The 26,196-nt window shown below is 55.8% G+C and carries 33 protein-coding genes and 1 tRNA gene; 11 read left to right on the top strand and 23 right to left on the bottom strand.

All coding sequences use genetic code 11. The features are described from left to right. Positions 1-37: 37 nt before the first annotated feature. From SIB83_RS04810 to SIB83_RS04800, 3 genes are read right to left on the bottom strand one after another with little or no spacing between them, the layout of a single operon-like run. Complete coding sequence (locus tag SIB83_RS04810; RefSeq protein WP_413406095.1) at positions 38-1,408, bottom strand: sensor histidine kinase; 1,371 nt, start codon at positions 1,406-1,408, stop codon at positions 38-40. A 38-nt stretch (positions 1,409-1,446) separates the two neighbouring features. Further along, positions 1,447-2,721, bottom strand: coding sequence for a rod shape-determining protein RodA (gene rodA / locus SIB83_RS04805; protein ID WP_413403855.1), 1,275 nt, complete (start codon positions 2,719-2,721; stop codon positions 1,447-1,449). A gap of 2 nt (positions 2,722-2,723) precedes the next feature. Next, positions 2,724-3,800: an Mrp/NBP35 family ATP-binding protein gene (locus tag SIB83_RS04800; protein WP_413403854.1), complete on the bottom strand. Its 1,077-nt coding sequence runs from the start codon at positions 3,798-3,800 to the stop codon at positions 2,724-2,726. A gap of 115 nt (positions 3,801-3,915) precedes the next feature. On the opposite strand from SIB83_RS04800, the gene hemF reads away from it, so the two are divergent. Next, positions 3,916-5,016, top strand: coding sequence for an oxygen-dependent coproporphyrinogen oxidase (gene hemF, locus SIB83_RS04795; protein ID WP_413403853.1), 1,101 nt, complete (start codon positions 3,916-3,918; stop codon positions 5,014-5,016). Here hemF and SIB83_RS04790 read toward each other — a convergent pair. The 3 genes from SIB83_RS04790 to SIB83_RS04780 are packed head-to-tail and all read right to left on the bottom strand — an operon-like array spanning position 4,943 to position 6,777. Next, the gene (locus SIB83_RS04790; RefSeq protein ID WP_413746935.1) at positions 4,943-5,764 is read right to left on the bottom strand and encodes an N-acetylmuramoyl-L-alanine amidase; all 822 of its coding nucleotides are present in this window, start codon (positions 5,762-5,764) and stop codon (positions 4,943-4,945) included. The two genes, hemF and SIB83_RS04790, sit on opposite strands and share 74 nt — an antisense overlap. 28 nt (positions 5,765-5,792) lie before the next feature. Continuing rightward, positions 5,793-6,347 carry a cofactor assembly of complex C subunit B gene (locus SIB83_RS04785; protein WP_413403851.1) on the bottom strand — a complete coding sequence of 185 codons (555 nt, stop codon included), beginning with the start codon at positions 6,345-6,347 and terminating at the stop codon, positions 5,793-5,795. A 31-nt stretch (positions 6,348-6,378) separates the two neighbouring features. Then, positions 6,379-6,777, bottom strand: coding sequence for a Pex protein (locus tag SIB83_RS04780; RefSeq protein WP_413403850.1), 399 nt, complete (start codon positions 6,775-6,777; stop codon positions 6,379-6,381). 126 nt (positions 6,778-6,903) lie between these two features. On the opposite strand from SIB83_RS04780, the gene SIB83_RS04775 reads away from it, so the two are divergent. Beyond that, complete coding sequence (locus SIB83_RS04775; RefSeq protein ID WP_413403849.1) at positions 6,904-7,548, top strand: ribonuclease D; 645 nt, start codon at positions 6,904-6,906, stop codon at positions 7,546-7,548. A 2-nt stretch (positions 7,549-7,550) separates the two neighbouring features. Here SIB83_RS04775 and SIB83_RS04770 read toward each other — a convergent pair whose 3' ends face one another. After that, complete coding sequence (locus SIB83_RS04770) at positions 7,551-7,814, bottom strand: hypothetical protein (RefSeq protein WP_413403848.1); 264 nt, start codon at positions 7,812-7,814, stop codon at positions 7,551-7,553. Positions 7,815-7,857: 43 nt separating this feature from the next. Next, positions 7,858-9,081, bottom strand: coding sequence for a lipid-A-disaccharide synthase-related protein (locus SIB83_RS04765; RefSeq protein WP_413747291.1), 1,224 nt, complete (start codon positions 9,079-9,081; stop codon positions 7,858-7,860). Between SIB83_RS04765 and SIB83_RS04760 the strand changes: the two genes are divergently transcribed. Then, complete coding sequence (locus SIB83_RS04760) at positions 9,016-9,156, top strand: hypothetical protein (RefSeq protein ID WP_413403847.1); 141 nt, start codon at positions 9,016-9,018, stop codon at positions 9,154-9,156. The two genes, SIB83_RS04765 and SIB83_RS04760, sit on opposite strands and share 66 nt — an antisense overlap. Next, positions 9,136-9,206 (top strand) — tRNA-Cys (locus SIB83_RS04755). Before SIB83_RS04760 ends, SIB83_RS04755 begins: the two co-directional genes overlap by 21 nt. Positions 9,207-9,232: 26 nt before the next feature. Here the strand turns inward: SIB83_RS04755 and SIB83_RS04750 are convergent. Both SIB83_RS04750 and SIB83_RS04745 read right to left on the bottom strand, forming a co-directional pair. Next, positions 9,233-9,745, bottom strand: coding sequence for a hypothetical protein (locus SIB83_RS04750; protein WP_413403846.1), 513 nt, complete (start codon positions 9,743-9,745; stop codon positions 9,233-9,235). A 4-nt stretch (positions 9,746-9,749) separates the two neighbouring features. Then, positions 9,750-9,917, bottom strand: coding sequence for a hypothetical protein (locus SIB83_RS04745; protein ID WP_413403845.1), 168 nt, complete (start codon positions 9,915-9,917; stop codon positions 9,750-9,752). Positions 9,918-9,966: 49 nt separating this feature from the next. Between SIB83_RS04745 and SIB83_RS04740 the strand changes: the two genes are divergently transcribed. Then, on the top strand, positions 9,967-10,926 hold the full coding sequence (locus SIB83_RS04740; protein ID WP_413403844.1) for an aldo/keto reductase: 960 nt from the start codon (positions 9,967-9,969) through the stop codon (positions 10,924-10,926). Here SIB83_RS04740 and SIB83_RS04735 read toward each other — a convergent pair. Together SIB83_RS04735 and purM are read right to left on the bottom strand one after the other, a co-directional pair. Further along, entirely contained in the window at positions 10,914-11,531 is a 618-nt protein-coding gene (locus SIB83_RS04735; protein WP_413403843.1) for a histidine phosphotransferase, read from the bottom strand. The two genes, SIB83_RS04740 and SIB83_RS04735, sit on opposite strands and share 13 nt — an antisense overlap. Positions 11,532-11,664: 133 nt before the next feature. Further along, positions 11,665-12,702 carry a phosphoribosylformylglycinamidine cyclo-ligase gene (gene purM / locus SIB83_RS04730; RefSeq protein ID WP_413746934.1) on the bottom strand — a complete coding sequence of 346 codons (1,038 nt, stop codon included), beginning with the start codon at positions 12,700-12,702 and terminating at the stop codon, positions 11,665-11,667. 347 nt (positions 12,703-13,049) lie between these two features. Between purM and SIB83_RS04725 the strand changes: the two genes are divergently transcribed. Together SIB83_RS04725 and SIB83_RS04720 are read left to right on the top strand one after the other, a co-directional pair. Then, positions 13,050-13,607 (top strand): septal ring lytic transglycosylase RlpA family protein, encoded by a 558-nt coding sequence (locus tag SIB83_RS04725; RefSeq protein WP_413403841.1) that lies wholly within the window; start codon positions 13,050-13,052, stop codon positions 13,605-13,607. A gap of 62 nt (positions 13,608-13,669) precedes the next feature. Next, positions 13,670-15,160: a bifunctional pantoate--beta-alanine ligase/(d)CMP kinase gene (locus tag SIB83_RS04720; RefSeq protein ID WP_413406092.1), complete on the top strand. Its 1,491-nt coding sequence runs from the start codon at positions 13,670-13,672 to the stop codon at positions 15,158-15,160. A gap of 8 nt (positions 15,161-15,168) precedes the next feature. On the opposite strand, the gene SIB83_RS04715 is transcribed toward SIB83_RS04720, so the two are convergent. The 9 genes from SIB83_RS04715 to SIB83_RS04675 all read right to left on the bottom strand — a co-directional run bounded on the left by SIB83_RS04715 (position 15,169) and on the right by SIB83_RS04675 (position 21,435). Next, positions 15,169-15,663 carry a low molecular weight protein-tyrosine-phosphatase gene (locus SIB83_RS04715; protein WP_413746933.1) on the bottom strand — a complete coding sequence of 165 codons (495 nt, stop codon included), beginning with the start codon at positions 15,661-15,663 and terminating at the stop codon, positions 15,169-15,171. Positions 15,664-15,747: 84 nt separating this feature from the next. Further along, positions 15,748-17,124, bottom strand: a complete 1,377-nt coding sequence (locus SIB83_RS04710; protein WP_413403839.1) for a HEAT repeat domain-containing protein — start codon at positions 17,122-17,124, stop codon at positions 15,748-15,750. Between the two features lie 95 nt (positions 17,125-17,219). Beyond that, the gene (locus SIB83_RS04705; RefSeq protein ID WP_413403838.1) at positions 17,220-17,810 is read right to left on the bottom strand and encodes a chromophore lyase CpcT/CpeT; all 591 of its coding nucleotides are present in this window, start codon (positions 17,808-17,810) and stop codon (positions 17,220-17,222) included. Between the two features lie 68 nt (positions 17,811-17,878). Beyond that, positions 17,879-18,367: a phycocyanin subunit alpha gene (gene cpcA / locus SIB83_RS04700; protein WP_066904334.1), complete on the bottom strand. Its 489-nt coding sequence runs from the start codon at positions 18,365-18,367 to the stop codon at positions 17,879-17,881. A gap of 39 nt (positions 18,368-18,406) precedes the next feature. Beyond that, on the bottom strand, positions 18,407-18,925 hold the full coding sequence (locus tag SIB83_RS04695) for a phycocyanin subunit beta (RefSeq protein ID WP_413403837.1): 519 nt from the start codon (positions 18,923-18,925) through the stop codon (positions 18,407-18,409). A gap of 182 nt (positions 18,926-19,107) precedes the next feature. Next, positions 19,108-19,881, bottom strand: coding sequence for a phycoerythrobilin:ferredoxin oxidoreductase (locus tag SIB83_RS04690; RefSeq protein WP_413403836.1), 774 nt, complete (start codon positions 19,879-19,881; stop codon positions 19,108-19,110). After that, positions 19,878-20,585, bottom strand: coding sequence for a 15,16-dihydrobiliverdin:ferredoxin oxidoreductase (locus SIB83_RS04685; protein ID WP_413403835.1), 708 nt, complete (start codon positions 20,583-20,585; stop codon positions 19,878-19,880). Before SIB83_RS04685 ends, SIB83_RS04690 begins: the two co-directional genes overlap by 4 nt. Before the next feature lie 2 nt (positions 20,586-20,587). Further along, positions 20,588-21,172, bottom strand: a complete 585-nt coding sequence (locus SIB83_RS04680) for a phycobiliprotein lyase (RefSeq protein WP_413747290.1) — start codon at positions 21,170-21,172, stop codon at positions 20,588-20,590. 29 nt (positions 21,173-21,201) lie between these two features. Then, positions 21,202-21,435, bottom strand: a complete 234-nt coding sequence (locus tag SIB83_RS04675; protein WP_413403834.1) for a hypothetical protein — start codon at positions 21,433-21,435, stop codon at positions 21,202-21,204. 371 nt (positions 21,436-21,806) lie between these two features. Between SIB83_RS04675 and cpeB the strand changes: the two genes are divergently transcribed. Together cpeB and cpeA are read left to right on the top strand one after the other, a co-directional pair. Further along, complete coding sequence (gene cpeB / locus SIB83_RS04670; RefSeq protein ID WP_067095448.1) at positions 21,807-22,361, top strand: class 1 C-phycoerythrin subunit beta; 555 nt, start codon at positions 21,807-21,809, stop codon at positions 22,359-22,361. Between the two features lie 51 nt (positions 22,362-22,412). Further along, complete coding sequence (cpeA, locus tag SIB83_RS04665; protein WP_066904317.1) at positions 22,413-22,907, top strand: class 1 C-phycoerythrin subunit alpha; 495 nt, start codon at positions 22,413-22,415, stop codon at positions 22,905-22,907. 54 nt (positions 22,908-22,961) lie between these two features. Here cpeA and SIB83_RS04660 read toward each other — a convergent pair whose 3' ends face one another. Continuing rightward, positions 22,962-23,849, bottom strand: coding sequence for a HEAT repeat domain-containing protein (locus tag SIB83_RS04660; protein ID WP_413403833.1), 888 nt, complete (start codon positions 23,847-23,849; stop codon positions 22,962-22,964). Between the two features lie 42 nt (positions 23,850-23,891). Between SIB83_RS04660 and SIB83_RS04655 the strand changes: the two genes are divergently transcribed. Continuing rightward, the gene (locus tag SIB83_RS04655; protein ID WP_413403832.1) at positions 23,892-24,317 is read left to right on the top strand and encodes a DUF2656 family protein; all 426 of its coding nucleotides are present in this window, start codon (positions 23,892-23,894) and stop codon (positions 24,315-24,317) included. Positions 24,318-24,337: 20 nt separating this feature from the next. On the opposite strand, the gene SIB83_RS04650 is transcribed toward SIB83_RS04655, so the two are convergent. Continuing rightward, complete coding sequence (locus SIB83_RS04650) at positions 24,338-24,631, bottom strand: hypothetical protein (protein WP_413403831.1); 294 nt, start codon at positions 24,629-24,631, stop codon at positions 24,338-24,340. A 183-nt stretch (positions 24,632-24,814) separates the two neighbouring features. On the opposite strand from SIB83_RS04650, the gene SIB83_RS04645 reads away from it, so the two are divergent. Continuing rightward, positions 24,815-26,131, top strand: a complete 1,317-nt coding sequence (locus SIB83_RS04645) for a HEAT repeat domain-containing protein (protein ID WP_413746932.1) — start codon at positions 24,815-24,817, stop codon at positions 26,129-26,131. Positions 26,132-26,196 lie beyond the last annotated feature (65 nt).

The following is a 26,196-nucleotide window of genomic DNA, read 5'->3' as shown; positions in this document are numbered from 1 at the left end:
CTTTGATTGGCTCATCTGATCCGGACCTTCACACCCGTCAACAATGATCGGCGATTGGAAAGAACACCGTCAGCCCGCGGTCCCGGCGCTGGGTGAGGCGCCCGCCAAGGCGCTCAAGCAGTCGGCGGGTTGCTGTCTGGCTCAGCTGCAGCCCACCAGTGCTGGTGTTCCAGCTGAGCACTGGCCCAAGGCGTTCCTGAGACAGATCGTCAGCGTTGGCCGCTGTGGTTGAGAGCTGATCAGGCGTTCTTGTGAGAATCTGCAGCTTCAGGCGGGCGCCTGCGGGTTGAAGGGTCAATTCAAGGCTGCTTCCTGCCGGGAGGCTGCGGCTGCAGCGGTCAATCAGTCCGCCAAGCATCGGCTCCAGTCGACCTGGATCGCTCAGGACAGGCGGAAGCTCACTGTCCAGACTCAGCTCGAGATGCAATCCACGGCGTTGCAGCTGCTGTTCCCATCCAGGTGCCAGCAGATTCAGCATCGCCCCAAGATCGGTGCGAGCCAGCGCGGATGAACTCTGGGGCTGCCGCTGCAGTTCGGCCGCCTGGAAAATCAGCCCGAACCGATCGATCTGCTCGCTGCATTCCGTGTCGATCTGCTCCAGACGACCAAGTACCTGCTGGGGGAGGTCACGGCGCCGAAGCAGGGAGCGGATCAAGGTGCGGATGGTTGCCAGGGGTGTGCGCACTTCATGCGTGATGGCCTCCAGGAGCGACAGTTCCGCATCCTCATCCCCATGATCATCTGCAGACTGCGGTGGATGTGTCGGGGCATTGGGTCCCTGCGTCGTCTGCAGCATGACCGTGGGCGCCATGTCTGCAAGTCGCTCCGCCAGGCAGGGCCAGAATTGTTTGGCCAGATCGCTGCTGCTCTGCAAAGGACCGAGTTGTCGAACCGCCTGTTGCAGCCCGTCGGCCTGCTCAGGCGCATCCAGGCGCAGACGCTGTTCAACCAGCGTCAGGGCCTGACCAAGGATGTCGGGTTCACTGCGCATCAGCAGCTGCCGCTGCCCCTCTTCGCCGTGGAGGGCCAGTGCCACCTGGAGCCGGCTTGTAATCACGATCAGCAGTGGATCGTGGCTGTCGGACTCTCTCAAGGGGAGGCGCTGGAAGTGCTCGTTCGGCCTGGCCGATGGGGCAGAGCACTGTCTTGCTTTGAGGCGATCCGGAGGGAGAAGGGTTGATCGCTCGGCGGCACTCAGCACATCCAGGACCTCAGGCGCCCAGACCCAGCCCTGAAAACGCTGGAGCAGATCGGGGGCATAGAGGGCCGGCAGTGGTGCCGCCAGCCAGATGCCTGCTGCGGTGTTGTCCTGGATCTCCAGCAGATCCTGAAGCACTTCCAGGCCACCCCACCACAGCCGTCTTGCATTGGTGTCGCTGGCTTGGCCAGGAGGGACGCCTGTCGCCATGCAGGCCTGAATCGACTGCAACAGCGGTGTGGAGTCTTTCAACGGATCAGGGCTCGTCTTGCTCGCCTCGCCACGGACAGGCACAGGCCAAGAGCGATGAAATTCACCACCATGGCGCTGCGTCCGTAGCTCATGAAGGGCAGTGGAATCCCGGTCACCGGTCCAAGTCCGATGGTCATGAAGATATTCACCACAACCTGGAACATCAGCATCGTGGCGACGCCGATCACCACCAACGATTCGAAGTCGGTGCGGGCTTTCCCTGCCACCTGAAGCAAGCGCCCCATCAACAATGCGAAACCGACCACCACCAGGATTGTGCCTACAAATCCCAGCTCCTCACCCAGAGCACTGAAGATGAAATCGGTGTGCTGCTCAGGGATAAAACGCAGTTTGGTGAGTTGTCCCTGCAGCAGGCCAGTTCCGAACAGTCCTCCTGAACCAATTCCAACAGTGCTCTGCAGAAGGTGATAACCACCACCCAAGGGGTCCTTGGTGGGGTCCAAAAACAGCACGAGTCGGTCTCGCTGATAATCCTGCAGACCATTGGCCCACAGCCAGGGAGTCACCAGTGCAGCTGCGCTCTGCACTGCCAGGACCAAGGCCAGCGCGACTTTTTTCCATGGCAAAGATCGGTAGGCGATGCCCAGGGTGAGTGGGATCCATGCTGCGAGTCCCCATGGGAACAGCCCAGCGAGGAGGGCCGTGATCAGGGGGGAAAGCAGCAGAACCAGCCATTCGAAAGGCATGCCAGACCAGTAGAGCATCGTTAACAGCAGCGCCCCGAACACCAGAGATGTGCCTAAGTCGGGCTGAATGAACACCAGCAGCCAGGGGAGTGAAATCACCCCGAGTGGCCTGAGCAGATCCACGGGGCGTTCAACAGGGTGTCGATCCAACACCGCCGCCAGCAGAAGGATTGCAGCCAGCTTTGCGAATTCGGAGGGTTGCACGTGCACGCCTCCGATGCTGATCCAGCGTTGTGCGCCAAGGGCTGTGGTGCCGATCATTCGGACAGCGACAAGGCTGATCACGGTGAGTCCGTAAATGGGGATCAGCAGAGGGCGGAGTCGCAGCAGCGATAGCCTTGCCAGTAACAGCGCGATTCCCACGCCGACACCTGCAGTGATCCAGTGGTGATACCAGTCGGCGTAATCAGCCTGGCGCTGAGTGCTGGCAATCAGGAGTCCGGCCACGCCCACCATGGCCAGCGGCACTCCCCATAAAATCCAGTCCCGCTCACGTCCTCGACCCCGCCGTTTGCCTGTCCTTCTGAACAGGGATTGTCCGTTGAGGCCGACTCCGGACACCATGATCAGGCTTTGTCGTTCACCATGGGCGAAAGACGATCTGCAAGCACCAGGAATGTCTTGGCGCTCACCGAGTCGGGCTTGGACAAGGTGATCGGTCTGCCCTGATCACCGCCTTCCTGGACAGGCATCTCCATCGGAATCTGGGCGAGCAGGGGGACATCGAAGGCATCAGCCAGGGTTTGGCCACCACCTGTGCCGAAGAGGGCATATCTCCGATCGGGCTGGTCTGGCGGAATGAATGCGCTCATGTTCTCGACCACACCCAGCACCGGGATGTTCATCTGGCGGAACATCGCCAATCCGCGTCGCGCATCCTGGAGAGCCACCTGCTGAGGAGTGGTCACGATCACCACGCCCGCCATGGGAACGGCCTGGGCTAATGACAATTGGGCATCGCCAGTGCCCGGTGGCAGGTCAACGACCAGAACATCGCGCTCTCCCCACTGCACCTGATAGAGAAACTGGCGAATAATGCCGTTGAGCATGGGCCCTCGCCAGATCACGGGCTGGTTCTCCTCAATCAGAAGACCCATCGACACCATCGCGATTCCGCAGCTCTCGATCGGCTGCATGCACTGGTTGTCTCCGCTGCCGCTCACTTCAGGTGTGCGGTCAGCAACGCCCAGCATGGTCGGGGCGTTGGGTCCATAAATATCGGCATCCAGAAGCCCCACCTTCAGACCGCGCACGGCCAGAGAGCAGGCCAGATTCACCGCCACGGTGCTCTTGCCGACGCCACCCTTGCCGCTGCTGACCGCAATCACGTGGCGGACCCCTGGAATCGACTGTCGTTCGGCGACCTGTCCATGGCCTGCCTGGCCGATGCCTCCCTGGGAGGGCGGTTGACCCAGTTCGATCTGGACATCATCGATGCCCTCCAGTTGCAGAAGCCGCTGTCTCGCTCCACTGACGATCTGGTCGCGCTGATTTTGAGCGAATCCCGGCAGGTTCAGCCGGATCACCGCCCGTGGAGGTGCCACCCGCACCTGATCAAGCCAGCCCAGATCCAGCAGGGAACGGTCACTGCCCGCATCGCGGAGGTCGCTGAGCGCTTGAGTGGCCTGTTCCGCAGTGGTCATGCAACCCATTCATTGGCTGGATCCTAGGGGCGCTTTTCCATGACAGTCCTTCACACGCTCTTGTCGGAAACGGTGCTGGGCTGAAATGGTCAGCAGTTCACCGACACCGTCGATCATGGTCCGTTCCCTGCTTAAGCGTCTGAAGGGCCGGATGCTCGGATCAGCGCCCTCGTCGTCTTCGGCCCTCTCCGGCGAGCGTCCTCCCGCCGACTCCCGTGAGCGTGCCCGTGCGCTGGTGATGGGTCTTCAGGATCAGATCTGCTCAGGTCTGGAGCAGATCGATGGTGTGGGCAAGTTTCTGGAAGAGAGCTGGGATCGGCCGGAAGGAGGTGGTGGTCGTTCCCGAGTGATGCGAGAAGGCCGCATCTTCGAGCAGGGAGGTGTGAATTTCTCTGAGGTGCATGGCATGGAACTGCCACCTTCAATCCTCAAACAGCGGCCCGAGGCCAAAGGGCATCCGTGGTTTGCCACAGGAACCTCCATGGTTCTGCATCCCAGAAATCCATTTGTTCCCACGGTGCATCTCAATTACCGCTATTTCGAGGCCGGACCGGTCTGGTGGTTCGGAGGAGGAGCTGATCTCACGCCGTATTACCCCTTCCTTGAGGATGCCCGACATTTCCACCGCACTCATCAGCAGGCCTGCGATTCGGTCGATGAGCGTCTTTACAAGGTGTTCAAGCCCTGGTGTGACGAGTACTTCTTCCTGAAGCATCGCCAGGAGACGAGGGGCATCGGCGGCATCTTCTATGACTACCAGGATGGGTCGGGGCGTCTGTACCGCGGTCAGGATCCTGAAGGCCCAGCCGCTCGAAAAGCGGCCGAGATCGGTTCAGTGAATCTCTCGTGGGAGCAGCTGCATGATCTGGCGAGGGCTAACGGAACGGCATTCCTTCCCGCCTACACCCCAATCATTGACAAGCGCAATGGCCTCGCCTACGGCGATCGTGAGCGTCAGTTCCAGCTGTATCGCCGGGGCAGATACGTGGAATTCAATCTGGTCTGGGACCGCGGAACCATTTTCGGATTACAGACCAATGGCCGCACTGAATCGATCCTGATGTCTCTGCCTCCTCTGGCGCGTTGGGAATACGGCTATCAGGCCGAGGAGGGTTCTCGCGAAGCCCTTCTCACTGACCTTTTCACCCGTCCACAGCACTGGTTCGACGATCCTTCGCTTGAGGAACGCTGTCGTCCCCATCAGGCGGTGAACTGAGCCTCCGGGTTGCTGGGCCAGGCGCCTTGCCGACCCCCTGCTCGATGGCTTCAACGATCCGAAGGGCCAGCCCAGCGACCACCGCATCACGACTCTGCGGATCCCGCAGCGCCCGCTCCAGCTGTCCCTCGAGTTTGCCGATCTCCAGAATGCTGATGCCCCGTCTTGGCCCTCCCAGACCTCCGCGGAAGTTCAGGGGGTAGCGCCCGAAATTGAGAGCCAGGCTCTCGTCAATTCTCGTCGCAGGACTGCGCAGACTGGGAATCAGGCCTGAGCCGACGCCGTGGTGGCCGTAGGCGTCGAAATGAATCTCCAGGGCGTAGCCCCCCGCATCGTGGTGACGTCGCCCCACCGACCAGTTGGTGCGCGGGTCTTCCTCATCGGCAATCGTGAGTTGATCAGGCTCATAGGCGCGGATCTGCAGTCCGCGCTGCTGTCCTGTCCGCACCACCGCGTCGCGGATGCGTTGATTCCAGAACAGCTCATCACGCATACGTGGATCCATGGGCTTGGCCCCTCCAAGGTCAACGGCTGCACCGGAGGTCCCCGCTCCCTTGATGCCCTGGGAGTCGGCATGGCCCGCGAGAACAAGAATCTCCACTGACTCCGAGGGTGTCGCTCGGCCCGTCCAGGCGGCTGGCAGGCCAACCCTGACCCCCGTGAGGGGGTCTTCCTCCCGGAGATGGGGAGCTCTGACGGCGGTTGTCATCACGGCCGACAGGATCAGTCCGGCGCTCATCAATGCCATTGGCAGGAGCCCTCGCCGTTGAAACACTTCAGATCGGTGATGTCAGCAACGCGCCATCGCTGGCCAGTTCCAGCGGATCGGCGAGGGCAAGCTCCAGGGCGATGAGCTCATCGCGATGAGCGCGCAAACGCAGTGTGCTGCCATTGCCAGCCTCGGGCTCGATCAGGCGGATCTGGATCTCCTCCACACGTCTTGCTCGGCTGGCGTAGATCCATCCGGCGAGGGGGCCGAGAGCCGAGAGCAGCAGAGGCCACCAGCCCAGAGATGGGTTCATCTGTCGCACGACCAGTCCAAGGCTGCCAGCGCCGATAGTGCCCAGCACTGAAAGCAGGATCGCAAGAGGAAGGCTGCTGTCCACCCGGCCTCTGTATTCCAGCAGGCATCGCTCGGCATCGCCCCCCTGCTGACTCCACCCCCGCTGCTTTAGCCAGGCGTCGAGTCCGTTCAGCACTTCCACCGGAGGCCGCGGTGATCGAACCTCCACAACAGTGGTTCGATCCTTGCTGGCGGCACGCAGGAAGAAGACCAGGCCGATTCCCAGCAGAGCTGTGAGCAGCAGAGTGGACGTCTGGGGAGATGGCATCCGCTAGCTGCTGCCCGAACAGAGCTCTGTTCTACGTGGTCAATGGCGAGGTGGTCAGTGGATCGTGTTCATGGAGCCAGCGGCTCCAGGGTTCCATCAGGCGTTCAGCCTGACCTCTTGCGTCCTGATGCAGGTGCAGCATGCGGCGGGGGCGACCCCTGCTGGGACAACGCTTGGTGTAGGAATCAAGCATCTCCTGCTGTTCGAGAAAATCGACTGCCTGATGCAGCACCGTTTCGGAGAGGCGCAGCTTGGGATGGTCGCTCTGCAGTCGCTGAAGCAGTCCTGAGGGGTAACTGTCGTTCTGCAGCAGGCAGTCAAGAACCCAGCAGACCGCCAGCTCGAGATCCAGGAAGAGCGGCGGGGGCTGTCGGAAATAGTGTTCGATGTCCGCCAGACACGAGCGCGTTGGTTTGCGTTGGGTGAGCATGAAAACTAGCTGTCTCGATTTTGTCTAACTCGGTCTCGTTCTGATTTTCAAGCGCTCAGTTAAAACTCGCTCCATCGCTTGCTGAGGCCAGAGTGGTGGTTGGTTGAAGTCCCTTGCTTTCCTTACATGGCTGAGATTCCCAAAGAGCCCTGCGCATTCGCAGTCTTTGACGGAGACCTGGATCAGGACTGGTATGACCGCTTCGTGCAGGCGAAGGCTCTCGCGGTTGATACCGAAGCCATGGGGTTGATTCACGGTCGTGACCGACTCTGTCTTGTGCAGATCTGCGATGACGGGGACCAGGTTGCCTGCATTCGCGTTGGCCTCGGGCAGACGGAGGCTCCGCGACTGAAGGCGCTGATGGAGGCTCCAGCCATTGAAAAGGTGTTCCATTTCGCCCGGTTTGACGTGGCGGCGTTAGCCACGGGTCTGTCGATCCGGGTGAATCCTGTGTTCTGCACCAAGGTGGGGAGTCGCCTGGCTCGCACTTACACCCCGAGACATGGCCTCAAGGATCTGGTCATGGAACTGGTCGGAGTTGAGCTGGATAAACAGGCGCAGAGCAGTGATTGGGGCAGGGTTGATGAGTTGAGCGACGCGCAGCTGGCCTATGCCGCCAACGATGCCCGCTATCTGCTTCCTGCGCGCCGGCAGCTGGAGGTCATGTTGCGTCGAGAGGGGCGCTGGGAGCTGGCGCAGCGTTGCTTCGCGTGCGTTCCAGTGATGTCTGATCTAGATCGTTATCGCTTCGTCAACACCTTCGAGCACTGAGCTCAGTCTTCGAGCATGAAATGTTGATCCAGTGGCTCGGCCTCCAGCAGCGTGTCCAAGTTGCTGCCCGCTGAGCACTTGCTCTGTTCTGCCTTCGCAGCGTCAAGCAGGCTTGTTGCCACTGCTTTACGGGTTTCAACATCCCGTGCGCCGTCCCTGGCTGCCTGTTGGTCGATCCGTCGGCGGGCTGAGGCCTGGCTGATGCTGAGCAGGCTCGCCAGTTCCGCACAAAGCCTCAGATAGTCGCGGTCCTGAATGGCGGCCATGGCGATGGGAAGGAGATCCTTCGTTCCGAGATGAACCCCAGTATCAGCTGTCGGGTGCGAGCTGGCCGATCACCTCCCGCGCAATGGCTTCGCTGCCGCCGGCCGGTCCCATCCTCTGACGACCCGTGCGTCCCATCTCCTGGCGCAGCAGAGGGTCGTTGAGAAGCTGGGCAAGACGGCGTCCCAGCTCCTGTTCTGATCGACAGGTGCGGACGGCCCCACCCAAAAGCCGGCTCTGCCTTTCGGCAAACCCACGGGTGAACTGTGGACCGCGACCTGGCAAGGACAGCGCAGGAATTCCCAGTCCCACCATCTGTTCTGTGGCGGTGCCGGCGGTGGCAACCCCCGCTTCCGCCCAGCTCACCCATTGCTGGAACCGTCCGGGACCAAGCAGCAGAAGCAACGGCCCGCGTACCCAGCATTCAGATGCTTGGAGGGTGCTGCTCGGAGGCGGGCAGCTGCGAAATCCAAGGCCTTGCAGCAGTTTTCTCAGCTCATCCTGCAGGGGCGTCGAGCCGAGGGCTGCCAGAACGGCCAGAGGCACGGGACTGGGCATCTGTATCAGCCCGCTGATCAGACGATGGAAGTTGTTCAACGCTTCCGGCATCCGGCTGCCGCACAGCAGCAAAATCCTTCGGCATCGCTCCAGGCTTGCGGGGGGAGCTGACGGAACAAGTCCATCCATCATTGGGTTTCCGGGACTGGTCGCGTTGACGCCGTGGCGGCGAAGCCCCCTTGCTGTAAGACGGTCGCGCATGGCCACCAGTCGGCAGCCTCCCTGTTTCATCAGATGCCATTCCCAGGGGTCCCACTCGCTGCCTTTCAGTGCGTGGTAGCGATCACTCAGAGATTGTCCTGGCCCGCTGCTCCAGGTGTAGTCGCTCTTGGGAGTGCCGATGAACCCGAATGGCCGATGGGTGCTCCAGGCCATCAGCAAAGGAAGCAGATCTCCCACGGCCAGGATTGCGGCAGTGGACTTGCGCTCCTTTCGCAGGCAGAACCATTGCTTCCAGGTGAGCAACGGTAAACCTGCCATGAAATCCGAAAGGAGAGCACCCAGGCTCTGATTGCTGAACCCCCCGCTGGGAAGTCGTGCTCCCGGGCCAATCCTTTGAACCCAGCCTTTCTCAATTGCTGCCTGGAAACAGCTGCCCTGGCCAACCAGAGGAAGCACTTTCACGGTCCAGGCAGGTTGCAGTCGATGGATCGCTTCGATGATTCTGAGTGCGATCAGATCCTCGCCGTGTCCGTTGCTGATGACCAGCAGAGCAGGGGCGGTCTCGCTGATACGATCCGCCAGTGGAGCAGTTCTGCTCCGGTCGGCGGCATGGCCAAGTGGTAAGGCAGAGGATTGCAAATCCTTTATCCCCAGTTCGAATCTGGGTGCCGCCTTCGCTTTCATCGAAGTGTCTGAATGCTCAGAGTTGTGCTTCGGCACTGACCTCACCTCCATCTGGCGCCTTTGCAAGGCAGAGAATGCGACCTGCCTTGACGACGCAGCTTCCATCTCCTACTGCCCAGGCTTTCGGCACACTTCCCGCGAGCCCATCGGCGTCATAGTTCGCTTCAGACACACTGTTGATCCTGCCTCGCCAGTTGGCTGCGTTCAGCTGGCAATTGCCTCGGCTGCAGTTCAGAACTGGCGTTGTTGACAACTCGGACAACACGAATGTGAGCCTTTGGCTGGATCCAGGCCGATCTCCAGCCCCGACAAAGCGAATGCTGAGGATTGAGGGTGTCCGGCCATCGATTTGGACCGAACCGCAGCGCCGCTTCTCGCCAGTCGTTGGGATGAAGCGACAGTTGCTGCTGTTGGTCTGGTATCGACCAGCAAAGGATTCGAGCTGTGCTTGAACAACGAACGGTCCGCTCACGCCAAGAGCCAGGGCGGACGTGAGAACCGCCTGTTGGTGGATTGGCAGAACGCGCATCACTTCAGTAGTCGCTGTCTGCCACACACATGCCGATGCAGCTGAGGCCGTTGCCCGCTGTGCGACCACAGTGATTGCAGAGCACACGATCTTCAGCCACGGTTGCCGCTGAATCCTGAGCGGAGTTCTCCTCCCGCCGATTGCGAGCTGTTTCGGCAGCAGAGGATGACATCACCGGAATCGTACTGAAGCGATCATGGCGTGCAGCGATCCACAGCGTTGTGACAGGAATCGGATTCGGCACTTGGGCCTGGGGAAACCAACTGCTCTGGGGCTATCGCCCTGAACGAGACGATTCAGATCTGGAGGCCACGTTTGCGGCGGCTGTCTCAGCCGGTCTTGTGCTTGTGGATACGGCGGATTCCTATGGCACAGGGCGATTCAACGGCCGGAGTGAAGAGTTGCTTGGTCAGTGCCTGGAGGGTCTTCCACTCTCTTCCCGTCGCAAACTCATTGTCGCCACCAAGCTGGCTCCGTTCCCCTGGCGCCTCGGGCGTCGTGGCCTGGTGAAAGCATTTCAGGCCAGTCGTGGGCGTCTGCGGGGGCAGCTTGACCGGGTTCAGCTGCACTGGAGCACGGCCCGTTACGCCCCATGGCAGGAGCGACCGCTGCTGGATGGACTTGCAGATCTGGTGGATCAGGGTGAAGTGCGTGAGCTTGGCGTCTCCAATGTCGGCCCTCAGCGTCTGAAGCTTTTGCATGAGCATCTGGCGCGTCGGGGTGTACGGCTGGCCAGTGTTCAGGTGCAGCTGTCACTGCTCGCGCCAGAACCGATCAAGCCTGGAGGCGTCCTCGATGTGTGCCGCGACCTTGGGGTGGAGGTGTTGGCCTACAGCCCCCTTGCTCTGGGAGTTCTGGCGCGCCACCCTGCCTGGAAACCCAGTGGTGCAACTCCTTTGCGATCGGGTCTGTATCGGCGCCTGTTGCCTGGTTCTCTGCCACTGCGTCAGGCGATGGCTGACATGGCGCAGGCAAGGGGGGTCAATCAGGTGCAGGTGGCGCTGAACTGGTGCCGGGCCCATGGAACCTGCCCGATTCCTGGGTTCCGCAGACCGGCTCAGGTGATCGATGCCAAACAGGCTCTGAACTGGTCCCTTACTGAGCGGGAGCGCAGTCTGCTCGATCAATACAGTTTCGATACTGCGGCTCGAATGCCCGACAACCCTTTTCAGAGCGCTTGATCGCTGGGCTCCGGATCCGGGCTGACGACCACAGGCAGGGATGATGCTGGGGGTTGCAGGGAGACCACCTTGAGTGGTGGCTTGATGGTGGGCGAAGGTTCTTCAGCCGATTGCTCGCAGGCAGAGAGGGCTTCCTGAAGCAGGGAATCGAACGTTGCGCCGGGAAGACGATGTCGAGCGATTTCCAGGAATGTTCGAGGCAGGGATTCCCCAGCAGCGCGGCGAACGGCGGGATTGTCCCGTCGTTGTTGTTGTTCCTCTTCGATTGCTCTCAGAAAACGATGGGTGACATCGCGCTTCGTGCACGCTTTGATCAACGTGTCACGGTCACCTTCAGCCTGTTCCAGCTCACTGATGCGACGCTCAAGGCTGACGAGCACCTCCGCAGCTTCCTTGCTGATGTTGGCCAGTTGTCCATCAGACAGAAAAGGCATGTCGGCAACAAAAACCTTGCCGTGGTCCTTGAGAGCAAGAAAAGTCGGTCTTGGTCCTCCCTGGCGGTGACCTCCTGCTTTGTCATACCCCGATCCGACCGGGCGTCTTGGGGGAGTAGGCCCTGCCGATGAACGACGTCGGGTTGTGCGTTGAGGTCTATCAAATGGCATGGATTAATAAGGCGTATGTCACGACGCATTAATCGATACGAAATCGATCTGTCTTTTCGGAGACTAACGGGGCTGAAAGGCCTCAGTGCGCTTTCACGCTGAGCTGTTGGAGATTGTTGGATGCAGGCCTGTTTCAGGCCGGAAGGCCAAGCACGGGGGAACTTTCCTTGCCCGTGGAGGTCATGACCTCGCCGATGTCCCATGCCTTGAAACCCCTGCTCGCAAAGTGATTGCTTGCAGCCTCGACGGCGGTCCCAGGGAGCACCAGGCAGTAGCCAATTCCAAGATTGAAGGTGTGCCAGAGATCGCGTTCCCTGATCTCTCCATGAGACTGAAGCCAGTTGAACAGTTCCGGGCGTGGCCAGCTTTTGGGCTCCACCCTGGCGATCAATCCGTCCGGCAGGCAGCGAGGAAGGTTTTCGGGAATGCCTCCGCCTGTGATGTGGGCCATGGCGTGAACCGGCGTGCCTGAGGCGATCAGTCCCCTTACAGCTGCTCCGTAAAGGTGGGTCGGCTTCAAGAGCGCCTGAATCAGAGGTTGGCCCTGGGCGCCGAAGCGGGTTTCAGTCGAAACGCTGTTGGACTCCAAGATTTTGCGAACAAGGCTGAAACCGTTGCTGTGAACACCGCTGCTGCTGATCCCAAGGATGCGGTCGCCTGCTCGCACCTGGCTGCCGTCAACGACCGAATCTTCCTCAACCACGGCGACACAGAATCCTGCCAGGTCGTATCGGCCTGGGGGATAGAAGCCGGGCATTTCGGCCGTTTCGCCGCCGAGCAGTGCGCAACCGCTCTGGCGGCAGCCATCGGCGATTCCCTCGACCACCGAGGCCATGGCATCAGGAGTTAAGGCACCTGTTGCCATGTAATCGAGAAAAAAGAGGGGTTCAGCACCGCTGGTGATGACGTCGTTGACGCACATGGCGACAAGGTCGATCCCAACATCGTGATGTCCGTGATGTTCCTGGGCGAGCTCAAGCTTTGTGCCAACGCCGTCGGTTCCTGACACAAGCAGTGGGCGTTTGAGCCCCTGCGGAAGCCGGATCATTCCTCCAAAACCGCCCAGTCCGCCGACAACCTCAGGGCGGTGAGTCGCTTCGACACCGGACCTGATCCTCTGCACAAACGCTCGACCAGCTTCCACGTCCACACCGGAGGCTCTGTAGTCCATCAACAGCTGCAGTTCTGTTCTGATCCTCTCCCTTCACGAGCGTGGCATCACACCATGACCTTGTGCCGCTGCGGCTTCCGGTCCTCTGGTGATCAGTATGGTTTGTCGTTCGAATTGCCTGGGCTGATCAATGGCCTCTCGGCTCGCTGAGCCAGCAGCCCAGTTCCCGCACACTCTCCGGGCAGTTCGTCAATGTCTTGGTGCTTATCCGCGTCAGCCTTCGCCTGTCTGCGGGAGTGTCGAAGCATTCATACGTTCAAGAATTGATGTCATCTGGTCGTGGATCTGTAAGCCCTTTGATGTCCGCAAACGTCGGACTTCCCCGAGCTGCAGTCAGACCCTTGCTTATGTCTCGTTATCTCCCCGCCATTGCGGCATTTGCCGGCTTTTCCTTGACGGGTATGGCTCTCTATCCAGTGCTTGCACGGGATCTCGATGGCTTTGATGTCACTGATCCGCTTGACCTCGTGTTGCCACCAGAACCAGTGGCTGTCACGAAAGCCTCCGCACCCTTCTTCGAAGCGCGGGTCGTTCCTGCCAAGGCCATCGTCGAGCCTGAGTCTGAAGTTATCCCGCCTCCGGAGCCTGCCAAACCCGTTGCTCCGCTCGTCATCTCCACACATTCGGGCGAAGCCAGCTGGTACGGCCCCGGTCTCTACGGCAACCGCACGGCCAATGGAGAGGTGTTCCGCCGAGGAACAATGACCGCTGCTCACCGAACCTTGCCATTCGGTACCCGTGTGCGTGTGACCAACCTCTGGAATGGACGTAAGGCGGTGGTGCGGATCAATGACCGCGGCCCCTTCGCTGGCGACAGGGTGATCGATCTGGCGCATGGTGCTGCAAGCGAACTGGGCTTGACCAGCAGTGGCATCGCTCAGGTTCGTCTTGAGGTGCTTCGCTGAGTCTTCGCGTTCTCCGAACTGGCTCCGAGCTCAGCAGCTGGCGGGCCTCTCGCGCCGGTCCGATTGATTTCGTTCCCACCATGGGAGGCCTGCATGAAGGTCATGCCCGACTCATCCACCTTGCGGCTGCAGGTTGCCCTCAGCCGGGATCAGTCCTGGTGAGTATTTACATCAACCCTCTGCAATTCGGCGAGGGGGAAGACTTTGACCGTTATCCCCGCTCCTTCGAGGAAGACTGTCTTCTGGCACAGCAGGCCGGCGCGACAGCGATCTGGTGCCCGGATGAGCGCCAGATTTATCCCGATGGTGCCGCTACGGGCTGGAATCTCAAAGTCCCATCAGCCTTGCAGTCGGGCTTGTGTGGTCCCTCAAGACCAGGCCATTTCGATGGGGTTGCCACTGTGGTCAGTCGGTTGCTGGCACTTGTTCAGCCAAGGCAGCTCTGGCTGGGCGAGAAGGATTGGCAGCAACTCACGATTCTGCGTCGGATGGTGATCGACCTGGGTTTGTCAGTTCGTGTGAGGGGGTGTGCCACCGTTCGTGAGCCTGATGGTGTTGCCGCAAGCTCGCGCAATCGTTATCTGGCTCCCTCGGAGCGACAGCGTGCGGCCGCATTCGGAGCCGGGCTCCGTTCCGCAGCGACAGAGCTTCAGGCCAGGCTTCTAAGCCAGCAGGATGTCCTGGAAAGGCTCAGACAGCGGCTCGAAAGCACATGCCTTGAGGTGGAGTATGTAGAGGTCGTGGATCCATCCACCCTGCAAGCTGCGGAGGACACTCAGGCTCTGCGCCTGCTGGCCGCGGCTGTGCACTGCGGTTCCACCCGCCTGATTGATCACATTTTCGTCATGACCCGTTCCCCCATCGTTGCCATCGACGGCCCTGCCGGTGCTGGAAAGAGCACTGTGACCAGGGCCTTTGCTGAACGCATGGGTCTGCTTTACCTCGATACCGGAGCCATGTATCGGGCTGTGACCTTGTGGGTTCAGGAGCACGGTGCGGATCCTGCCAATGTTGAAGCCGTGGAGAGGCTGCTTGAAGGTTTGGAGGTGGATCTCTCGCCGTTGCGCAATGGAGTGCAGACCGTATCCGTCAACGGCAGGGATGTCACCGATGCAATTCGCGATCCCAATGTGACCGGCTCGGTGTCGTTGGTGGCTGCCCATGCCTGCGTGCGGGAACTGCTGACCCGGCAGCAGCAGCGTCTCGGCGAAAAAGGAGGACTGGTCGCTGAGGGCCGGGATATCGGAACAGCTGTGTTCCCTGATGCTGAGCTCAAGGTGTTCCTGACAGCGACTCCTCAGGAACGGGCCCGTCGCCGCGCCAAGGATCTGGAGACACGCGGCCATTCCGTGCCTGCACTCAGTGAACTCGAAGCCCAGATTGTTGAGCGAGACCGCCTTGACAGCACCAGAACGATTGCGCCGTTGGTGCAGGCAGAAGATGCCACGGAACTGATCACCGACGGGATGGGAATCGATGCAGTGATTGACGCACTCGAAGACCTTTTCCGCGGCCGGGTCGCTGAAGAGGTTTGGCCGACTCCTGAACGCTGAGCGCTATTTCAGAGTTGGCCGTTTGTGGCTTGATCGTGTTCGCTCAGTTCATCGAGCAACGCCCCACAGGCTTCTTCCAGAAGATCCAGCACATGATCGAAGCCGGCTTCTCCGCCGTAATACGGATCAGGAACTTCGGTTTCGCTGGAGCGCTGGCTGTAGCTGAGCATTGGCCTGATCTCAGCCGTGGCCCGAACCCCGGCCTCACGGGCCAGGCCCTTGACAGCCCCGAAATTCTCGTTGTCCATGGTCAGCACCAGGTCGAACTCTTCCAGATCCTTGAGTTCGATCTGCCTCGCCCGGCTTGGTAGGTGGATGCCACGCCGCTTGGCCGCAGCCTGCATTCGCCGGTCCGCGGGATTCCCCACGTGCCAGCTTCCGGTACCCGCGGAGTCCACCACAAAATGGTCTTGCAAACCTCGCTGGTTCAACAGATGCAGAAACACCCCTTCCGCCGCGGGTGATCGGCAGATGTTGCCAAGACAGACAAACAGTATTCTCACGGTGTTTACAGGTTGTTTTTCAAGCCTTGTTACGGCTCTTGTGGATTGCGCAGCAAATCATTTCAGGTTGAAGGTCTGCAGGAATTAAGAAACATCTGTATTGCATATCGTGGACAAGGCAATGTCAATGCGTGCCGAAACGACTTGATCAACTTCTTTCGTTTTTGACTCAACCAGAAGAGATTGAGCCTTGCTGTTGCCGATGCCCTCAAGTGCTATGCAAGCGCTGTAGCGCAATCCCCAGTCGTCAGGATATTGCAATGTCCAGCCAAGCTTCTTCATTGCGATGGAGAATGCCCTGGACTCGAATTGATGACTCCAGTTGATATCTCCAAGCGCGCATGCGGCAACTCGTCGGATATTGCCCTGGCAATGGTTGCCAATTTCGGCTCCGATTGCATCAACGAATGCTGGAACAAAAGCGGCATTTTTCAGTTCAGACATGGCTTTGATGACTCCCATTTTGATATCTTGATCCAATTCATTAAAGTATAAATTAAGCAAATTTTCGTCGGCGTATTTGGCGTTTTTAACCAGTTGCCGGATGCCTTCTTCCCGCTCTGGAAGTGATGGTGATTTCAGTTTCTCGAAGGGGTTGGATAGCTTTTTGATGTTTGGATTGATTTGACTGTTTGGCTCGGGGTGGTTCGCAGGACTTTGATTGACGAGAAGGTTGCCAGAAAAGTTTTCTCTGGTCAATGAGTCGAGAGTTGCGAATAAAGAGTCTCTTAACCCTTCGTTCTGTGCCTCGTTTTCAATCTCATGAAGGGTTGGCTTCTGGATCGACTTGGTCAGGATTGCCTTGATGACATACATTTTGACATTGTTGGGTATATTTGCTGATAGGACGGGTTTGGTTGCAGAGATTGTTCCGAGGCGGGCAAGATCGAAAGCAGCTGATTGCCTGACAAAGCGATTCTCGTGATCGAGGAGTCGAACGACTCGGTCAAGATAGATTTTTTCGCCGGTGCAGCCATAGAAGAATGCTGCTGCTGAACTCGCAACTCTCTCGGAGTTTGATTGAAGGTAGGGCCTGATTTTTTCGGAAACCTGCCAGACTTGATGGGAAGCCAGTGCTTCGATGAGAGCTTCTATTGGCTTGTTGTGAATATCTTTTTCTAGGTAGCTGATAAGAGAGCTCGTGCATTGATCATTATTGATCTCTGTCAATGCCCTTAATGTTGCTTCATGGAGTTGAACATCGTTGGTATTCAGTGTTTCAAGAAGTGAGTGAACGCAGCTTGCATCTCTGATCATCCCCAGTGAACGTGCTGCTTGCCTTCTTAGTGGGTATCCGCCTGTAGAAGTCACTTCTCTCTCGTCCCTCAAGCACTCGACAAGCTTTGGGATTGCTTCGACAGCTCTGTGTTTGCCCAGCCACCAAGCGCTGTGGTATCGAACTCCAGCATCTTCATGGTCAAGGGCTTCAAGTGCTGATTGTGTTGAGTTGATAGGGATCAAGTTTGTATTCCGCTTCTAGCACGTTCTATCCATTTTAAAAGGCGGAGTCGCTGCTCTGTTTTTCTGAGCAGCATCTATCGGTAATGTTTGGGATTTTATTTGGACGGTTGAAACCATCTTGCTTCCCAAGATGCAGACTTTTTGAACCGAAATTCACCTGCAATGGAGCCCCAGCATCGCTCATTGGTGACTGGATCCTGGCCACGGTCAAGCGTTGATAGTGTGTCTCCAACCAGATGAAATGAGCTGACAAGAATGGTTTCTTTTCCATCTCGTTTGACAATGCACTGAGAACCAGGCTCTATTTCTCCGTGATATCCATCTTCTCTTTCAGTGACTTGGTAGTGACAATTGTCTAATGATATGAGATCTGACTCTTTGATTTGTTTTCTTAAGTTGATGTCTGTTGTTGCTTTCGAGAATCGATCGGGTTCCTTTAAGAGGTGGTTCCAGAGTTTGATAACCCCATCTTCGATTTCTTCCGCTCTTATCATCCGCAGTCTGTATGGATTTTTGGGGTCGACAGCATAAGTTTGTTCCAGTAGAATCGATCCAGGCTGAAGATGCTCTAGCGGTCGATATTTCAGGAAAATATGTGCAAATAGTGGTGGGTTGTCCAGAGCTTGCTGATGATTGCTGTACTCTCCGCACAGAAGATCTAGGAACCGTTGCAGAGATGGTTTCATCTGTTAGCTGTTGGAAATAAAAAAGCCCCCTTTCGGGGGCTTGTTATAAGTCTGAACAACTTTGTTGTTCAGATCAGAGCGTTGATGGCGTAGTCGAGATAGCTGTTGGCTTCAGTCGCAGCATCGCCAGAAAGTCCGTGGTTGGCTTTGATGTGCTTCAGAGCTTCAACATACCAAGTGGGTGAGAGCTCAAAAGTACGATTGATTTCGGCAAGACCAGCAATCAGGTAGTCGTCCATAGGACCTGTGCCACCAGCAACGAGGCAGTAGGTGACCATGCGCAGGTAATAGCCGATGTCTCTGGAACACTTGGCTTTGCCTTCCGTTGTTGAGGCATAGTTCGACCCTTCCATCTGCGTGGTGAAGGGGAACTTGGTGTAAACAGCCTGAGCAGCACTGTTGACCAGCGCGTCACCCTTGGCAGTCAGAGCCTTGGCTGCTTCCAGGCTCGCTTTGGCGCGGGTAAAACGGCCGGATGCAGCCTGCACTTCGGCGTTCGTGAGGAAGCGGCCCTGTGAATCTGCAGCGGCTACGGCTTCGGTGAGGGGAGTTTTCATGTTGAAGAAGGGTTTAAGCGAAAGAAGGGACTATCGATATCAAGCGACAGAAGCTGCTGCGCGATCGAAATAGGTTCCGATTTCGCTGTTGAGAGATGCGCAGTCGCCTGAGGTGATTCCTTCTTTGTCGTTGACGATGGCCAGAGCAGCTTCCTTCATGAGATTCACGCCGGCTGCAACTGATGCGCCTGGGGTGCCGAGTGCGAGGTAGGTTTCACGCAGGCCGTTGAGGCAGCGATCTTCCATCACTGAAGCGTCGCCGGTAAACACCGAGTAGGTGACGTAACGGAGGATGATCTCCATGTCGCGAAGGCAGGCAGCCATGCGACGGGAGGTGTAGGCGTTTCCGCCGGGGGCAATCAGTGCAGGCTGTTGAGCAAACAGAGCTCGTGCAGCATTGGCAACGATTGTGGAGGCGTTGCTGGAAATGCGGTTCACGGCGTCCAGACGCTTGTTGCTGTCAGAAACGACGGCGGCGAGAGCATCAATCTCGCTGGTGTTGATGAACTGTCCCCGGGCGTCGGCCTGGGCGACAACCTTGGTGAAGGCGTCGAACATTTGGAACTCCTCTTGGCAGCGTCTAAATGGGTGTCACAGACACCGTAGGGACATCGTAAAAAGTCCCGTCGGGGTCGAAATAGATTCTCGCTAAGTGGTCGAAGCGCACCCGATTGCTGTTCATAATGCTTAATCCCTTGTCAAAGCAAGGCTTTGACAAGGGCAGAGCAGCAAGCCAGAAATCAGAGGTCAAACAGCACATCGTGGATGTAGGCCTCGGTCCATTCACTGCCATGGAATCGGGTCAGCATCCCGCGGGCAGGGTCTTTCTCTGCTCTGTAATCGGTGTAACGCCGTTGTCCGGCCAGCAGATGCGTCATGCGTTGATCGGACACAGGCATCGCTGCAGCGGCGAGTTCCAGATAAAGATTGAGGTAGTCATTAAAGGCTGGTCGCACCACACATTCGATGAGCTGATCGCCTTCTTCTCCCAAGGGCAGTCGTGTCCAGAGAAATCCAGGCGAGAAGAAGGGCTGGGCTTCGTCTGGAATGGGGCCGCCGTCCGGTAACTGCGAACGCCATCGCTCAAAGATCGGCATCAGACGATCCCAAACTGCTTGAGTGTGTTGGCTGTCTTGCTTATCAGCCGGTTGAAGATCGAGTGCGAGTAGGTGGCCCGATGGCAGGGTGACAAGGTCTCCGCCGAAGAACGGCAGGTCATATCGCGGCAGCGGATTGATCACAAAGTTCAGAACCGATGCGGAAGAGCCAGCACTGACACAAGCGGCTCTCACCTGTCGGAATTTCTCGCTTCTGCAGGCCCAGGTGGCCGTGGTCACGTTGATAGGTTTCGCTTTCGATCCTGTCTGATCCTGTTTGAACAGAAATGTCTCCTTCACTGGATAAGGTTCAATTCCCACTGGTTGCAGAGAGTTGACAGCGTCTTCGAGGAATGGCTGCCAGCTCCAGCCTTCAATGACAACAGGATCGAGGCTGGTGCATCGGGTTGAACTCATTGTTTTGCAGATGCTGGGAATAGAAATTCGCTCAGGAACCGGTCCGACCATTCTTTGCCGAAGTGACTGGTGAAGAGTCCATGGGCAGGGTCTCGTTCGGCGCTGTAAACGTCGTAGTTGTCTTGCAGCCGTTTCACTTCATCTGACTGAATCAGCGTGTCGGTATTGAGTGCGGTGTCGTGAAGCTCCCAGTAGGCCTTCAGAAATGCACTGAATGCCGGCGGTAGAGAGGTTTCTGCTTGATCTGCACCCCCACGGCAAAACAACAACCAGGATGAAAAATACTGATTTGGATCAAACGAGCGCATCGTTTCTTCGCCGTTCAGATCAGGAAATTCCTGATTCAGTTGCTTGAGCCCGGAAAAATATCGATCGAGATAATTGGAATCCTGAACCAGAGGTTGGAAATCGAGAACGGCTACGAGTTTTTGCCGCGCACCAAACCAGAGGAGGTCGACTCCCATCAGAGGATGGTCAAGGCTGTAATCGGGGTAGGCGACGGAATTAAGGACCTGAAGCTTGTCACCGGCATCAAGTCTGGTGACACGCCAGCGACGGAAATTCGGCACTTCCCAAAGCCAGCTGCGGATCACGCTGGTGCCTTTCTTGGAGCGACATTCCTCCAGTCCAGCTGGCACATCAATGGACTTGCCACCGCGTTGCTCGATGCCGTGGTGAAGTTCCTTGAGAAATGGGTCAAACACGTTCAGCTCTCCTGGGTTGGAGGAATGTTGTCAGCTCTCGATCTTGTAGCTGACGAAAGTGCGGCAATGTCAGCATCACTTGGGCAGCGAAATTCTGTGCAGTACGTGGTCATTGCGACCCCGTTGAGAAACTGCACCGAACTCACGCGCATCCTGATCTGGTCATTCACAAACCAGCACCTTTCAATACCTGTATTGGTGTCGTATCGGGTTTTGATGGTCAAGACTCCATCATCAGCGAAGGAATAGGTGCTGACAACGGCTTTTTTTTCAACATAACCCACATCTCTCAGTAGGAAACCTTGACGAGGATCTTCAGGATTCGGAGCATCAACAACAACTGCTGCGTAATCGTTATTGCGAGAATCTTCCATTAGATTGCTTTCCCACCAAAATCTTGCTCCGCCATTGGTGTCGCTGATCTTCACTTTCAACGCTGCGCAAACTTTTTCAACAACAGGATCATTGGTGTCGAACGGTTCGATGATCAGATTCGAATCCGCGGCTTCGTCGTCTTGACAATCCAAGTGATGAACCACACGACGGTTCAGCCAAGTGCCACGACTTGCTTCAAAAAAACTAGACATCGTCATTGGGATTATTCCCTCTGGTCTAGTCATTGGCCTTTCTGAGCATTTCTTTGAGCCTTAAGTTGATCCAACACCTCATCGATTCGTGTGAGCTCAGGGTGTTCACTCAGCGTGGCTTCAATTTTCTTTTGGGATAAGCGAAGTTTTTTGCCTAGTCCTAGAACGTCGTTATAAAGTCGTTCTCGATAGGTGGAAAGTTCATCAATAGATTCCTGCAATTCTTCAATGCTTGGTGCTTGCTGAGGAGGTTGATCCGCCATGCTGAGCAAATGAACAGAAAAGCGTCTGTGAGCCTACCCACCAACTGAAGCCTCAGCGCTGCCCTGTTGCGTTTGGTGATCTAGAGGTCTTGCAGGCAGATGTACCTTCAATACGTGCCTTTTGCACTAATCGTTGCCAGGGTGGTGGGGTTTCGAAGCCTGTTGAGGACCATGTTGAGCTCACAAGGTGACGAACTCTTGCGTGATCAGCTGATCCCTAACCACTGCTTGGTTGACCCGGCTTAGTTTGTTAAAGCGCTTCCAACCCCTTGGGTTTTTCAACCATCGTCTCAAGACACCTTCAAAGGTCTTGTCTCAGTGGTTGCTCTCGGCATTAGAAGCCTCTCCCCCACAAAACTGTCTGGCCCCAAATGCTCGACGCATTCTCCCGTTCGGTCGTCAGCGCTGACGCCAAAACCGCACCTGTAGGTGGTAGCGACCTCGCTGTCCTTCGCAGCTATGTCAGCCAAGGCAACAAGCGCCTGGACGCTGTCAACGCCATCACCTCCAACGCCTCCTGCATCGTCTCTGATGCCGTGACCGGCATGATCTGCGAGAACACCGGCCTGATTCAGGCTGGTGGTAACTGCTATCCCAATCGCCGCATGGCTGCATGCCTGCGCGATGGCGAGATCGTGCTCCGCTACATCAGCTATGCGCTGCTTGCAGGTGACGCTTCAGTGCTGGATGACCGTTGCCTGAATGGTCTGAAAGAGACCTACATCGCTCTGGGAGTACCGACCCAGTCGGCTGCTCGTGCCGTGGCCATCATGAAGGCTTCAGCAACGGCTCTCATCGGCGAAACCAACTCTCCTGCTTCCGGCGGCAAGCGTTTCCGCAAGATGGAGACCACCCAAGGCGACTGCTCAGCTCTAGTAGCTGAAGCCGGTTCCTATTTCGATCGCGTGATCGGCGCCGTCTCCTGAACGGCTTCTCGCTTTCTTTTCAGACACTCTCCCTCTTAAAGGAACCCATCAATGAAGTCCGTCGTTACCACAGTTGTGACTGCTGCAGACGCAGCAGGTCGCTTCCCTTCCCAGAACGATCTTGAAGCCGTTCAGGGCAATATCCAACGTGCCGCCGCTCGCCTTGAAGCAGCTGAAAAGCTGGCTGCCGGTCTGGATGCCGTGACCCGTGAAGCCGGTGATGCGTGCTTTAACAAGTACGCCTATCTGAAGCAGCCCGGCGAGGCCGGTGACAGTCAGGTCAAGGTCGACAAGTGCTATCGCGACCTGGGCCACTATCTCCGTCTGATCAACTACTGCCTCGTCGTTGGCGGCACCGGTCCTCTGGATGAGTGGGGAATTGCAGGAGCTCGGGAGGTATACCGCTCACTCAGCCTGCCTACCGGCCCCTACGTTGAAGCGCTCACCTACACCCGCGATCGTGCTTGTGCACCTCGTGACATGAGCCCCCAGGCTCTCAACGAGTTCAAGTCCTACCTGGATTATGTGATCAACGCTCTTTCCTGAGTTCGATTCACCGTAAAAAGCAAAGTTGGGGGGGTGTTCAAGCATCCCCTTTTTTTATGAGTGGTTTTCTAGGGATTTTTGGAGTCGATTGATCGCAAGCTGTAAAACGTTGCAGACTATTGGATCAGATTCGTCCTCGAGTTGTTTTTGAAGTTTAGGAATGCTTGAACTGCAACCAAGCTTCATGAGTGATAATGCAGTGCTTTTTCTGACCAAACTATCCTGATCTGAAAGAGCTTCTGAAAGTAAATCCAATGACCATTCTGAATCTTCAAGAGTTCCAAGAAGAATCACTGCTTCAGATCGTATTTCAGCGCATGGGTCCTGAAAAGATTGATGGATCAAAGTGCGATCTTCTTCGCAGCTTGGGGATTGAATCTGGCTTGCAAGAGCTGAAATCGCAGCTTTTCGTACTCTAGGATTTTCTGAAGACAATGCATCTTTGAGTATCTCTGGGTCCCTATCACCAATGATAGTTAGTGCCCAATTAGCAAGACCAATTTGCATCTCTGTGCTGTCCACATTCTCAACGATGCTCAGAATTGCACCAATCGATTCTTTCCCCATCGAAGCCATAGCTCCCATGGTTGAGCCTTGTACGACTGAATCTGTATCGTTCAGAAAAGTTGTCAGCAGATCAGGAAGGCTTTTCCGGTCTGAAATCAGGATCAGCGTTTTAGCAGCTGCTCTTCTTACTGTGACTTGATCACTGCAACGCATCGCTTGACATAAAGCAGGGACAGCTGCTGTTCCAATCGATCCCAAACCTTCGGAAATTTGGCGTCGAAGAAGTCCTCGGGGATCCCCTAACCCAGCTACCATTGTTGATATTGAATCTGGATCAGATTCGATCGGCAATCCAGCTCTCAGTTTTTCTTTGAGATGATTGGCAAGATCAAGAGCTTCTTCTTGACTCAACTGTGTTTCAGTGAAGTCATTCATTGAGCTCTTACATCGCACTTAACTTTGACCATAGCTCAAACCATGACCGTTTTTATTGTTTCGCATAATCTCCAGGTCACATCAGATAGCGTACCTGCCATCTCTGCTCAGGTATTAGCTGAGGGATTGCTGAATCAATCAAATGCTTTCAATAAAGCTGAAGTCTTGAACCACCCGCATTGGCTTATTCGTTTGGAATCTTCGTTGTCACCTGCAGAAATGGCCGAAGAGCTTGTTCAGGCATGGAAAAAGTTTCGAATCTCTTCCTCTCACAGTTCTGGCCATCATTGGCTTGCTCTCGGGGGCCGAAAAGATTCTCCTGGAACATCCGGTTCACCACTTCAAGAAGGGTCTTGGGGTGTTGATGTTGTTGAATGTCCGGATCCTGAACAATTTTTATTAGGCATCAACTGGGAAGGCCTTAAAAGCGGTCGCCCCAGAGATGCAATCTTTGAAATTAGATCATGAAATAACGAAGGTCAGATTTTTTATTTGCGTCGTTGGCGTCGATTCTTCTGAGTTGACTTTTTCTCTGATTTTGTTCTTTCTGACTTGCTCTCTGTTTTTAACTGTGTGGTTTTAGGATTAGATGATTTTGGTGCTTTCTCAGCTTTCAGGTCGTTATTGCCAGTAGTTGTTTGAACTTGGCCTTCACCTTTTACGTAATCTGTATTCAGCGCAGTGACGCTAAATCCGGATCGATGCATCACTTGCATCCCCTGGCACAGAGCATTGAATGGAATATTGAAATTGACTGACATCGACGGCCTTGAGCGATTCATGGTCGTTGTTTGCACTATGAATCGTTTCCCAGAAAAAGGTCCCACAATGTTTAAGTAACTCGTGGAAGTCTATGCTGTTTCTGCTTTTGACGACATTGAGTTAGTTTTTTTTGATCTGTTTGAGTTTAGTAAAGACGTCTTACCGGCTTTTGAGCTACAATTTATACACTATTTGTTCTCTTGATGACGGGTCGTTTTGACAATATTCATCCCGAGCTTACATGTGAACATGCGCGCCAGATTCTTCTTCGGCCTCTCGATGAGCTGGAGTCGCAAAGTGACTATTATATGGCCGCGTGTCACTTAATTAATTGCCCAGGCTCTCAAACAGAGCAAGCTCTAGTGGATTTGTTGGACAATCCTCTCAAGGAGCAGGCTGTCAATATTGCGAAAAGAAAGGCTGTAGAAATTCTCGCGAGGCTAGGTGCTGACTCGTCGATATCCAAGATAGGCCAATGCCTATGGTCTGATGATCGTTATTTAGTTGAAAATTCTGTCTACGCGCTTAAACTGTTGAGGTGCAATCAGCCTGAGCTGATTGCAAAAATGATTAGTCTTTTGAATGAAAATATTTGTAATCAACGTGTATTGATTCAGTGCTTGGCGAGCTTGTCTGTGCAAGAAAGTCTGAGTACTATTCAGTTGTTTAGGAATAACGAATCTCCAGGCGTCAGAGGTGCAGCAATTTCTGCTGAAGCTCAGCTTTCAGGTTTTAAAAACCAGCTTTCTGTTATTGCTGATCATCTAGTGTTGTCAAATCAGATGGATAGACAATGCGCAATCCAGGATTTGATTGATGCTCAAGCTGTTGATTATCTTCCTTCGATTATTGGCTCGCCTGTCTCTCCAGCTTTTCGAATCCGTGCTTGCAGGCTTCTTCTCGGTTCACTGGACCAATTCACATTAGTGGGATCAACTCATCTTGTAGATGCTGTTCTTGTCGATGACCCTGAAGACATTAATATTGTTCATGAGTATGACGCCACACCTGACCCTCATTTTTTAGTTCGTGATCTCTTCAATACCGATTTCAGCCGATGTTATCTTGCCATGAAGACATTGAGCTGTGTTTCTTCGGACGTGCTCTGGCCTGTAATGTTTAAAGAGTGGGAAGAGGAGGCCCATAACGATTATGGAGCGCATTATTTTTTTATGCGATTAATTGGTTCGCGGGTCGATTGGTCCAGCCAGGCCAAGCATTTCATTGAGGACATTCTGAAAGCGTCAGCAATCAATATGCGACCTCAGTTTCAGAAAAGTCGATCTGCGGCTATCTACTCCATCGCTCAACTCAATCCAGATCTCTTCCTTGAGCTGATACCACACTTTTTGGATGAGCAATATTCGCCTCCCTGGGATTGTCGTTATGTGATTATTCTGGCATTGGAATCAATCTCTAAACATACCAATAGGGTTCAAAACCAAGATTTATTGAAATCTCTTGCTGATGATGATGATTGTTTTGTCCAGGCCAAGCTAGCGTCGACTCAGTTGACATGATCAAGTATGCTTTTCAGCATTAATGGTATAACTTAAATATTCATCGGCGGTAGTGTATAATTGAC

The sequence above is a fragment of the Synechococcus sp. MIT S9507 genome, assembly GCF_047304715.1.
Taxonomy (GTDB): Bacteria; Cyanobacteriota; Cyanobacteriia; order PCC-6307; family Cyanobiaceae; genus Synechococcus_C.
Note: the sequence above shows the minus strand (reverse complement) of the source record. Positions and strands in the feature narration are given on the sequence as shown.